This window comes from Polyangium jinanense (genome assembly GCF_028435365.1).
The window spans coordinates 24,136-35,974 of record NZ_JAGTJJ010000034.1; the positions used below are offsets into that span (position 1 = coordinate 24,136).

The following is an 11,839-nucleotide window of genomic DNA, read 5'->3' on the forward strand; positions in this document are numbered from 1 at the left end:
CTTCAAGGTGCCGTCACGTGAACGTATGCACGCCCGAGGGGTGGATGAGGACGCCGATGGCCACGAGCTTCACCCCGTCCTCGTCGAGCTTCGCGCCCGCGGCCGTGGACTTGAGGCCCGTCGTGCGGAGGTTCAGACCCGTGAACGACATGGCCGTGCCCTTCGCGGAGGCCGTGAGCGCGCCGTAGCTCGTGGACTTGCCCGTCGCCGCTGCTTTGAACACGAACATGTTCAGCTTCACCCCGACAAGGTGCAGCTTGATCAGCATGTTGATGTCGAGGCTCGACGCTTGATGCGTGATCGGGCCCGCCGCGACGTGGATGGTCGCCGCGCCGACGTCCACGGTCTCCGAGCCTCCGATCTCCGTGTCGTAGTTCCCGCCGATGAGCTCGCCGAGCACGGCCCCCGCGTGGATGGTCCGCGCGCCGGCGATGTCCGTCGTCTGGTTGCCGCCGTAGTCCTGAAGAACGATCGCCCCGACGGTCTGATCCCGCGTCGCGCCGTAGGTCTCGGTCCAGTCCGCCGCGATGCTCGTCGTCCGCGCCGCGCCGTACGTCTCGCCCACATCGCCGGAGACGCTCTCTTTCAGGGCGCCGCCGACGATGTTCGCGTGGCTCGCGCCCGTCTGCCGCGCCTCGTTGCCGCCGATGATCACGAGCCGGCTGCCGCCGATCATGCGGATCTGGTTCGCCCCGATGGTCTCGGTCTGGTTTCCGCCGACGGAGAGCGTGTCGTTCGCGCCGATCTGGATGGTCTGGTTGCCCCCGATCTCCTCGGTGTTGCTTGCCCCCACGGTCATGAGCGCGTCGGCGCCGACGTTCTCCACGCGCTCGTTGCCGACGCTCGTGACCATGTCCTTGCCGGCGTTCATGTAGATGCGCTCGCTGCCGGCCGTGTCCTCGAACGAGATCTCGTTGCGCACGCCGCCGCCGGGCGTCGAGAGCGACCACATCGTGCTGTGCGTCGGATTCGTCTGCGCGGGACGGTTTTTCCCGTTGTAAACGCGGCCCGTGACGAAGGGGCGATCGGGATCGCCGTCCTCGAACTCGACGATGACCTCGCTCCCGACGCGCGGGTGCCAGAGGCCGCCCTGGCCGCCGCGCGCGAACGGCTCGCTCACGCGGACCCACTTGCTGGAGGCCTCCTTGGCGAGCCGTTTTTCCTCCGTGTCCCAATGAAATCGGAGGCGCACGCACCCGATCGAGCGCGGGCCCCCGAGGTTCACCTCGGCCCCGCGCGCGCTCGGCTCCGCCGTCACGAACGCGGTCTGGGATCCGAGGATCCGAGGCTTGCGTGTCCTTCGCGCGGGGCGGAAGCGGCTCTCGGAGACGTCGCTCCCGCGCCCGCGGCAGGCGCACTCGATCTCGACGCGGAACGGCTCCGCCGGGGCGCCGCCCGCATCGACCGAGAGCACGCCTTGCTGATGGCCGACGGCCCAGAGGCGCGTGACGAGGTACTCGCCCTCGTACCGGGCCTTGGGGTGCTCCAGCGTGAAGATCGATCCGGCCGAGAGCACGCGCGTGACCCCCTCGCCGACGGCGAAGGATGCCTCGGTGTGGAGCTCGTCGAGCCTCGCCTCCGCGAGGGGCCCTCCGAGCTCGGCGCTCTCGAACGAGCCGCCGTGGAAGGCGTACACGGACAAGTCCTGCGATGCGCCCGAGAGCGCGTCCACGTCGAGCGCAGGCTTCTCCCAGCTATACGCGCCGAGGTGGACCTTGGTCTCGCGCAGCCGTGCGCCGAGGCGGAACGTGCCGATCGCGCGGCCGGGTTTGCCCGGACCGAACACGTCGTCGCCCGGGACGCGCGATCGGCCGAAGTCCTTGTCCGAGAGCACGAGCAGGCTCGCGTCGTCGGTGTGCTCGAAGTGGTAGCTGATCCCCTCTTCTTCGAGCAGCCGCGCCACGAAATCGAGGTCGCTCTCGTTGTACTGGACCACGTACGGCCGCGCCTTCGGATCGTCGAGCCGGCTGCCCTTGATGCGAAACGTGAAGCGCTCGGCCGCGGCCGTGAACGCGGGCGGGCCGACCGGAGGATCGAGCGAAGCGCCCGAGGCGAGCGTCATTCCCGCGTCGGTGCGGAGCACGCTCTCGAGGATCTGCCGCAAGGTCTTGTCGAGGAAGATGCGGCTCCGCGTGCGGTACCGCGCGCGCGCGAGCGGCGGCTCGAGGACCACGCGGTAGACCGAGCCCTCGGGGACGGTGGTGAGGTCCTCGGCCTCGGTGACGACGCCGTGCACGACCTTCCACGCGGGCGCCGAGGCCGTCGCGATCCAGAGGCTCGCGCGCTTGCCGATCATGGCTTCGGGATCGAGATCGGCCTCCTTCGCGAGGAGATGGAGCTCGTAGCGGAAGAGGCGGCTCATCCCCTCCTCGCCCTCGAAGCGCGCGACACGCAAGGGCTCCGGGGCCTCGGCCTCGTCCTCCCACGCAAACACGAAATCGTCGGTGTTCATCGGTTTCCTCGTGCCAACGCGAGCGCCCTCAAAGCTTGATGATGAGCCCGACCCTCGTCTTGACCCCGTTGTTCTGCATGTGTCCCCCGTCGACGCGCGTGAGCAGGCCGAAGAAGTCCACGTCCGCGCCGACGAACTCCAGGTTGAGCCCGGCGGCCGCGGCGCTCACGCCCATCGTCGACGACGAGTACCCCGTGGCGCCGAGCGCGATCCCGCCGATGGTCACGTCGAGGCCCGTGATCGTGTACTTGGCGACGTCGACGTCGCTCCGGTTCGCGTCGAGCGCCTTGTACCGAGGCGCGAGGTAAATCGCGCCGCCACCCGTGGTGAGCGTGTGATCGGCGGCGACCTTCGTCGTCACCGAGCCCGCCACGATGCGGATCGAGGCGGCGGAGACCGTCGTGTCGAGGCTCGCACACGAGAGATCACGGTTGCCCCCGACCATCTTGAGGTGCGCCGCGCCAAACGACTGCGTGTGCGCGCCCGTGATCGTCGTGGTCCGGTTGCCGCCCACGGTCTCGGTCTCCGACGCGGCGACGCTCGTCGTCAGCGTGCCGCCGATCTCTTCGATCACGCCGCCGCCGACGAGCTCGCTGTGCGCGGCGGCAATCGAGATCGACTGATCCGCACCAACAAAATGCCCCTCGTTGCCGCCGATCACCGTCGTCGCGTTCGCGCCGATCGTCGTCGACACGTTCCCCCCGATGAGCGCCGTATCGTTGCCGGCCACCGTGACCGTCTCGTCGCCGCCGATCGTCACGGAGCAGTTCGCGCCGATGGTCTCCGTGTCGTTCGCACCGACCTTCATCGCGCTGTTCGCGCCCACGGTTTCGGTGCGCTCGTTCCCGACGTCGGTCTCCATGTCCTTGCCGGCGTTCGTGTAGATGCGCTCGGCGCCCGAGGTGTCGTCGAACGTGATCTCGTTGTGCACGGCGCCGCCGGGGCTCGCGTTCGACTTCAGCGTGCTGATCGTGGGGGCGCCCCCGTGGTAGGGCCGGTTCTTGCCGTTGTAGACGCGGCCGACGACGAGGGGGCGATCGGGATCTCCCTCCTCGAAGTCGACGATGACCTCCGTGCCCACGCGCGGGTGCCACACGCCGCCCATGCCGCTGCCCGCGAAGGGCTCGCTCACCCGCACCCAGGCACTCGACGGCTCCTTCGCGAGCCGCGCCTCGTCCGTGTCCCAGTGGAACCGGAGGCGCACGCAGCCGATCTGCGCGCCCACCGGCCCGCCGACGTGGATCTCCGCGCCCGACGAGGAAGGATCCGCCGTCACGATGGCCGTTTGTGTACCAACGATCCGCGGCCTCGGCGTGACACGCGGCGGGCGGAACCCGCTTTCCTCGATCGAGGTCCCCTGCCCTCGCCGCGCGCATTCGAATCGCGCAAGGAAAGGCTCGCTCGCGCCGCCGTCCGCGCCGCTCGGGAGCACGCCCGCTTGCTCGGCCACGACCTCGAGCGAGGTCACGAGGTACTCGCCTTCGAGGCGCGTTTTCTTGTGTTCGAGCTTGAAGAGCGTCCCGGCGCCGAGGACCCGCAGGTGCCCCTCGCCCCGCGCGAACCGTGCCTCGGTCCTGTGCCGTTCGAGCCGCGCCTTCGCGAGTGGCCTTCCCTGGCTCGCTTCGTCGGGATAACCGCCCGGATACACCACCTCGAAGAGATCCGCGTCCTTGCCGCCGGCCCGCGCGGCCATCTCGAGACCCGGCTGCTTCCAGTTGTACTCGCCGAGCGAAACCGCCTCGGGCCGCATCCTGCCGCCCGTGTAAAACCCGCGGATCTCGCGCCCGTCGATGCCGATGCCGACGAGGTCCGGCAAGAGGCGCGGGCGGCCCGCGTCGCCGTCCGAAAACACGAGCAGGCTCGTCTCCGCGCCATTCTCGACGTGGTAGGTGATCCCTTCCTCTTCGAGCAGGCGCGAGACGAACGCGAAATCGCTCTCGTTGTACTGCACGACGAACGGTCGAACGCGACGGCTGTCGAGCCGCGAGGTGTCCTCGACGCGCCACGCGAACGCCTCCTTCGCGGGCGAAAACCCGGCGTCGCCGAGATCGGGCGCCAGCGCCTCGGCGCCCGCCTCGTGGACGAGCGGATCGCCGAGGAGCACGGCCGAGACGATCTCGCGGAGCGTCTTGTCGAGGAAGATCCTGCACCGCCGTCGATGCATCGCGCGCGCGAACGGCGGCGCGAGCACGACACGTAGCGTGCGTCCCTCCGGCAGTCGGGAAATCTCCTCGGCCTCCACGACGATGCCGTGCACGGCCTTGAATGCAGGCGCCGAGAGCGTCGCGATCCGCAGTGTCGCTCGTTTGCCCACGAGCGCCGGAACCGCGGTGGTCCCGACCGGATCGAGCAGGAGGATCTCGTAGCGGTAGAGCGACGAGATCGCCTCGATCCCGCGAAACCGCGCGATCCGCAGGGAGGCCCAAGGGGAGGCCCCAGCGGCCTCTTCACAAGCGAACGTGTAGTCGAAGTTCGGCATACGTCCTCTTGGTCTCAAGCCTCGACGTTTGGCCCGCCGCCCTGGTTGTCCACGCCCGACGCGACGAGCCCCACGGCCGCGATCTTGAGGATCCCGCCGCACATCCTCTTCTCGTAACCGTACGCGCTCGGGCTCGCGCCGCTCTTCGACTTGGCGATCCCCGTGATGTCACGGGTCATGCCGATCGCCTCCAGCGTGATCACGTTGATCGACATGGAGGAGCCCTGCGCGTCGAGCTTCGCGCTCTTGATGTCGTCCTCGAATCCCGAGAACGTGAGGTGCAGCGGGCCCGACCGCGTGATCGAGCCGCCGACCTCGAGCGTCTGCGGTCCCCCGCTCGCCTCGATCTCGACCGCGCCCACCTTCGTCGTGACGCTGCCCGTCACCACGGTGCTGTAGTTGCCACCGATCATCATCAGCCGCGCGGCGCTCACGTCGAGCGCGTGCGAAGCCGCGCTCTCGGTCACGTTCCCGCTCACCGAAACCTTCATCATCGCGCCAAAGCTCTCGGTCACCGCGCCGCCCACGGTCGTCTCGCGCGAAGCCCCATATGACTCGTTCACATCCGCGCCGACGCTCTCCGTGACGCTCCCGCCGACGCCGATCGTCTGGGAGCCGCCGACCATGTTCAGTTCGTTCGCGCCGACCGAATGCGCGAGGTTGCCGCCGATGATGGTCACCGCGTTGCCGCCGATGGTGATCGTCTGGTTCCCGCCGATCGTGAGCGTGTCGTTCGCGCCGACGCTCTCCGTGCGATTTGCGGCGATGGTCTCGGTGTTGTCGCCGCCGACGGTCATCTTCGCGTTCGACACCACGCTCTCGCGCCGGAAATTCGCGACGTCGGTCGTCTGGTCTTTGCCGGCGAAGGAGTGCAGCACCTCGCCGCCCGCCGCGTCGCCGAACATGATCTCGTTGTACGTGCCGCCGCCGGGCGTCGAGAGCGACTTCATCGAGCTCTCGTGCCCCGCGCCGCGCGCGGGCAGGTTCGCGCCGTTGTAGACGCGGCCGACGACGACGGGTCTGTCCGGGTCGCCCTCGTCGAAATCGACGATCACCTCGTCGCCGACGCGCGGATGGAACACGGCCCCCTCGCCGGCGCCGGCGAAAATCTGGCTGACGCGCACCCACAGGCTCGAGGGCTCCTTCGCGAGGCGCGCCTTCTCCGTGTCCCAGGCAAACCTGAGCCGCACGCAACCCACGCTGAGCCCGTCCGGCCCGCCGACGTTCACCTCGGCCCCGGTGCCGGGATCGGCCGTCACCACGGCGGTCTGCACGCCACGGATGCGCGGCTTTGACGTGCGAAGCGCAGGGCGGAACCGCGACGGCTCGACGGCGCTCCCCGCGCCGCGCCGCGCGAGCTCGAAGCGCGCCTCCCACGGCACCACGTCCTCGGCCGCCGGCTGTGACAGGACGCCCGCTTGCGCCCCGCGCACGTCGAGACGCGTCACGACGTACTCGCCCTCGTGGTCCGGCTCCTGGGCCTCGAGCTCGAAGATCGATCCGGCCGAGAGCACCCGAACCGAGCCCGCGCCGGCCGCGTACCTCGCCTCCACGTGATACCGATCGAGCCGCGCGGACGCGAGCGGCTCGCCTTTGCCAGGCGCATCCGCGTACGCGCCGGGATAATGGTACTCGGCGAGATCGCCGCTGCCGGCCTTGGCCATGATGTCGAGCGTCGGCTTCCTCCAGTCGTGATCGTCGAGCACGACACGCGTCGGGCGCAGGCGCGCGCCGAGCGCCACGTGACTCACGCTCCGGCCGGGGATCGCCGCGCCGAGCTGCGCGGGCGCGAGGCGCGGCCGGCCGGCGTCGTGATCGGTCAGGACGAGCAAGCACGTCTCCCGGCCGTTCTCGAAGTGGTAGCTGATGCCCTCTTCCTCGAGCAGGCGCGAGACGAACGCGAAATCGCTCTCCTCGTACTGCACGACGAACGCTCGCGCGCGTGGATCGTCGAGCCGCGAGGTGTCCGTCACGCGGAACGTGAAGAGCTCGCGGGCGGGGGAAAAGGTTTCCGTATCGTCGTCGTCTTCGACTTCGGCGGCGCTCCGGTGCTCCATGAGCGGATCGCCGGCGAGGACGGTCTCGAGGATCCGACGGAGCGGTTTGTCGAGGAAGATGCGGCACCGCGTGCGGTGCTGCGCCCGCGCCCAGGGCGGGTCGAGGATCACGCGGAGGAGCGTGCCCTCGGGGACATCGGCGAGCTCCGAGGCCTCGCGGACGATGCCGTGAACGACTTTGAAAGGCGGGTTCGACAGCGTAACGATACGCAACGTCGCGCGTTTGCCCACGAGGTCGCGCGGATCGACGTCGGACGCGCCGGCCTTCGCGAGCAGGGTGATTTCGTAGCGGTACGGCTCGGAGAGCGCTTCCCGACCGCGGAAACGCACGACCCGGAGCGCCCCCCACGCCCCGAAAGGCCCCTCGCCGGGTATGGCTTCGCACGCGAAGGCGAAATCGTCATTGGGCACGCGCGGGTTCCCTTTCCTCGATGGGGATGTTCACCTGGCGCGAGCGGGGTTTCAAGGGGGCTGGTGGCGGTGACGCGAACGTAAACGTTGACGCGCGCGGTAATCGTATGCAAGATTGCTCGTTTTGGCGGGCGTCGCCGCAATCAATTCATTACGAAACGCGACGGAGGACACTCCCGATCCGCACCCCTCGCGAAATCGGAGGCCCAAAGCCTTGCCTTGCCGGCCGGTCGGCAGGTCATCGAGGTTTCGCATACGTTTCTCCACACTTCCGTTCCAGACGATGTAGGATGCGCGCTGGAGAACGAGCTGATGATCGAGCGCGCGACCCTGGGTGGTGTGGAATTCGAATACGATACCGAGCGGAAGACGTTACGCATGGGGGGCAACCCCGGCATTTTCATCTGGGTCGAGAGTACCCTGGCCGGGCTGCTCTCAGGGCTGCAGCGTATGGTGGGCACCGAGCGGATCCGGCTCTCGCTCCACGGCGGCGGGCGCGACGGCGTCGATGAGGATTGGGCGTACATCTGCCAGTCTCCCACCTTCGAACAGGGCTTCGCCCAGCTCACCCAGGTGGCCGCGTCCGCTGGCTGGGGCGTCTGGGAGCTCGTCTCGCTCGATTCAAAGGCCAAGGAGGCCCGCGTCCGTGCCCGAAACCACTGGGAGGCCGACTGCCAGAAGGCGCTCGGGGTGAGCTGGGGCTCGAGTTACCTCGGCGGCAAGTTCGCGGGGATCTTCCAGCGGTTCTTCGGGGTCTCGCAATGCTGGGCCGAGCAGGTCGCATTCGCGACGAAGGGGGAGGACTACGACGAATTCGTCATCCGGCCCTCGGAAACGAGCCTGGAGGACCGTGTCGAGCGCCTGCTCGGCACCGACGAGGCGACCAAGGCCGACCTGGCGGTGGCCCTCGAACGGGTGCGCAAGGAGGTCGAGGAGCGCGCCGAGACCGAAAAAGAGCTGCGGGAAAAACTCGACCTCATCGCGCGTCAGGAGGAGGCCATTCGCGCCCTGTCCACCCCGATCATCGAGGTCTGGGACGGCGTGATCACCCTGCCGCTGATGGGCGTCGTCGATAGCCAGCGCGCCGCCGAGACCATGGAGCGGTTGCTCGAGGCAATCGTGCAGAAGAACGCGCGCAACGCAATCATCGATTTGACCGGTGTGGACGTGATCGACACGTCCACCGCCGACCACATCCTGCGGCTCGTCCGCGCCGCCGAGCTGCTCGGCGCGCGCTGCGTGATCACCGGCATCCGCCCCGCCGTCGCCCAGACGATGGTGTCGATTGGCATCGATCTGTCGAAGCTCGTGACGCTCGCCAGCCTGCGCGACGGCCTCTTGCTCTGCATGGGCGGAGCGCGCACGGCCCGTCGAGCGAGTGCTCGGTAGAACATCCACGTATCTTCAGTTTTCGCCTTCCTTTCCAGCAGACCGCGGCGGCCCCGCGCGAGGCAGCTCCACCGTGAACATCGTTCCGCTGCCCAATGTGCTCTCGACACGAATCGAGCCGCCGAGGGCCTCGACGATGGAACGCACGATATAGAGCCCGAGGCCGAGGCCGGCATACGCGCGCGACGAAACCGCCCGTTCGAACCGTTCGAAGATGTACGGCAGGCGATCGGGAGGGATGCCGATGCCATGATCGCGCACCGTGAGCCGCGCCATTCCATCCGCCTCGCCGACCCAGATCTCGATCGGACGACCGGAGCCGAACTTGATCGCATTCGAGACCAGGTTGGTGACGACCTGCTCCAGGCGGATGTGATCCCAGCGTCCGACCATGGCTGGCTCGGCGTGCAGCGTCAGTGGACAGGCGGCCCGGGACAAGTCCTCCGTGAAGCGCTCGGTGACGTCACGGACGACGGCTGGGAGATCGACGTCCTCGATTTGCAAATGGAGGCGCCCGGTCGTGATTCGCGTGACGTCGAGCAACTCCTGGATCAGGCGCGCGAGCTTTTTTACTTGTCGCTCGACCCGCGTCAGGGACGGCGGCAATGGATCGCCCGATTGCGCTGAGCCTCTCTTCAACGTCTGCACGTCGAGCTGGAGGCTCGCAATCGGCGTGTTCAACTCGTGCGACGCAATCGACAAGATTTCATCACGCAGGCGAACGGCAGCCTGCGCGTCACGGTAGAGGCGCGCGTTGTCGATGGAGATGGCCGCGCGGCGGGCGAGCTCGGTCGCGAGCTCGAGGTCGGCGGGGCTGTATTGCCGACCGAGCGTCGCACAGCCGAGGGAGAGCACCCCGATCGTCTGTCCGCGAACGGAGAGCGGCACGGCCATCGCCGAACGCGTGCCGAGCGCCCGGATCAGGCGCGCATGCTCGTCATCAATGGCGTGCGCCTTGAGGACCTCGTCCGTGACGAGAGGCAGCAGCACGGGCTTGCCCGTGCGGAGGACACGACCCGCCGGCTGGGGCGAGCTCGCGTCGGCCGCGTAGTGCTCCTCGAGCTCGCGGAGAAGCGCCTCATTGGAGGGATCACGGTGCGCGCCGCCGAGGCGCCGGATCACGCCCCCCTCGCCGACGTCGATCACGCACCAGTCGGCCATCGACTGCACGCAGAGCCGCGCCAGCGCGGCGAACCTGGTCGAAAAATCCAGCGACTCCGAAAGGATCTCGGAGGCCGTGGCGAGAAACTTCATGCGCTGCTGCGCCCGCTCGGCGGCGGCTCGCGCCTTCTGTTCTTCGACGACGACCATCGCGAGGAGCAGGATGAGCAGATTGAGGACCGCGACATACGTTTGTACGGTCAGGACGCGCGCAGCCACGGACGCGCTGCTCATGGCGAAGGGGCCGCGTCCTTGACTCGTGTGCAAGGTCGCCATGAAATCGACGATGACCGTGGCCGCCGTTGCGCCTCGGGGTCCGAATCGAATGGCCGCCCATGCCGTCAGGGGGAACAGGAGGGCGGGAAGCGCCGATTCGATCTCACGCGGCCGCACGCTGGCGAACACCCAGTACGCCCCGACCGTCAGTATCACGAGCAGGCTCAATGCTTCGGCAGCGCGGCCGGAGCGCGACGGCTCCGGCTCGGTCCACGTCAGAAACAGCGGACACAGCAGGATGACCCCGAGGGCATCGCTGCTCCACCAGGCGACCGCTACCTTCCAAAACGAGTGTTCGCCCAGCCACGCGACGCTCGCAGCCGCCGCGACGAGGGTGCCGGGAAGCGCCCCGACCACGGCTCCGAGGAAAACCAGACGCACGACGTCCCAGGGGCGCCGGAACACGAAAACCGGGTGCGCCTGTCGGCGCAAGAACGAGGCGCCCGTGAATGGCAGGAGACCGGCCGCGGCGCCCCAGGCGATGGCCAGACCGGGCGGTTGCCCGTGCAGCAAGACGACCAGCACCTCTGCCAGAAAAATAACGAAGAGCCACGCGGACCATTGGGCCGGCGTCGTGCGGAGAAACCAGGCCATGGTCAGCCCGCTGGGCAGCCAGAACACGGCATTGTTGGCGGGCGGGAAGACGAAAAGGTAGCTCGCTTCCGAGAGACCGAGGTGGGCCAAAAAGAGCACGACGCAGGCGAGGACCGTCCGCGCCGGCTGGACGCTCATGAGCCAGCGGCGCAGCCCGCCCGCGAGCACGCCGCTTTCGTAATCGGCGGAAAACGTCCCCATGCGGACCAAAAAACCTTCTGGCCCATACTACGATCGTAGGGCCGCGCGACCACGCGTCACTTCCACTTCCGCCGCCGCTCCGCTCTCGCCTGCGCGGCTGCTCCGGCGTACGCGTTCGGTGTGGCTCGTCCGAGCGTCGCGCTCCCGAAAACCGCAGGACCCAGAAATCAAAGAATTCCGCTCGCGTCGACGGCTCGCGTGATCCATGGTGCCCGCCCCATGGCCACCCGCACGGTTCCAGCGAAGAAAACCTCCAAGCGCACACCCGCCGCGACGAAGAAAAAACCCGCGCGCACGGCATCCGCGAAGCCGGCGCCGAAGCGCGCGCCCGCCGTGGAAAAAGCACCCCCGAGCCCCGAGCAGGCGGCGCACGCCTTCGACGCGGTCGCGTACCGCCGCAACTGGCGAAATGGCTCGCGCGGCGGGCGGGCGCTGCTCAAGAATCCCCATTGCGACTATGGCACCGCGCTGATGCTCTACTGGCTGGGCGCGCCGTACTTCGAGCGGCAATACGCCACCGATCGGGAGATCCCCGAGTTTGCGCGGGCAGATATCGCCCTGATGCGCGAGCTCGAGCAGCGCCTCCTCGCGCGCGACTTCGCCACCGCGGTGGTTGCCTTCAACCCGCGCCGCGACATGCACTGCTCCATCGATCCGCTCGACTGGGTGACGCCCAATCCGAACCATCCGCCGCTCTTGCGCCCGCCCCCGCCCGCGGCGCTCATGGAGCCGAGCGTGCCCGACCCCGCGTGGGAAGCCGCGGGGCGCCCGTCGGGGCGCCCGGTCTGGCAACCCCAAAAGCCCTGACGCCGTCGCGCC

General features: G+C 68.5%; 6 protein-coding genes. 2 read left to right on the forward strand and 4 right to left on the reverse strand.

The genetic code is table 11. From position 1 onward, the window contains the following. Positions 1-13: 13 nt before the first annotated feature. The 3 genes from KEG57_RS36380 to KEG57_RS55835 are packed head-to-tail and all read right to left on the reverse strand — an operon-like array spanning position 14 to position 7,399. Entirely contained in the window at positions 14-2,452 is a 2,439-nt protein-coding gene (locus tag KEG57_RS36380; RefSeq protein WP_272424315.1) for a type VI secretion system Vgr family protein, read from the reverse strand. Between the two features lie 28 nt (positions 2,453-2,480). Further along, the gene (locus tag KEG57_RS36385) at positions 2,481-4,931 is read right to left on the reverse strand and encodes a type VI secretion system Vgr family protein (RefSeq protein ID WP_272424316.1); all 2,451 of its coding nucleotides are present in this window, start codon (positions 4,929-4,931) and stop codon (positions 2,481-2,483) included. A gap of 14 nt (positions 4,932-4,945) precedes the next feature. Continuing rightward, positions 4,946-7,399, reverse strand: a complete 2,454-nt coding sequence (locus KEG57_RS55835) for a type VI secretion system Vgr family protein (protein ID WP_272424317.1) — start codon at positions 7,397-7,399, stop codon at positions 4,946-4,948. A gap of 312 nt (positions 7,400-7,711) precedes the next feature. Between KEG57_RS55835 and KEG57_RS36395 the strand changes: the two genes are divergently transcribed. Then, the gene (locus KEG57_RS36395; RefSeq protein WP_272424318.1) at positions 7,712-8,788 is read left to right on the forward strand and encodes an STAS domain-containing protein; all 1,077 of its coding nucleotides are present in this window, start codon (positions 7,712-7,714) and stop codon (positions 8,786-8,788) included. Between the two features lie 15 nt (positions 8,789-8,803). Here KEG57_RS36395 and KEG57_RS36400 read toward each other — a convergent pair whose 3' ends face one another. Next, complete coding sequence (locus KEG57_RS36400) at positions 8,804-11,020, reverse strand: sensor histidine kinase (RefSeq protein WP_272424319.1); 2,217 nt, start codon at positions 11,018-11,020, stop codon at positions 8,804-8,806. A gap of 219 nt (positions 11,021-11,239) precedes the next feature. On the opposite strand from KEG57_RS36400, the gene KEG57_RS36405 reads away from it, so the two are divergent. Next, positions 11,240-11,827 carry a DUF4274 domain-containing protein gene (locus tag KEG57_RS36405; RefSeq protein WP_272424321.1) on the forward strand — a complete coding sequence of 196 codons (588 nt, stop codon included), beginning with the start codon at positions 11,240-11,242 and terminating at the stop codon, positions 11,825-11,827. Positions 11,828-11,839: the final 12 nt, after the last annotated feature.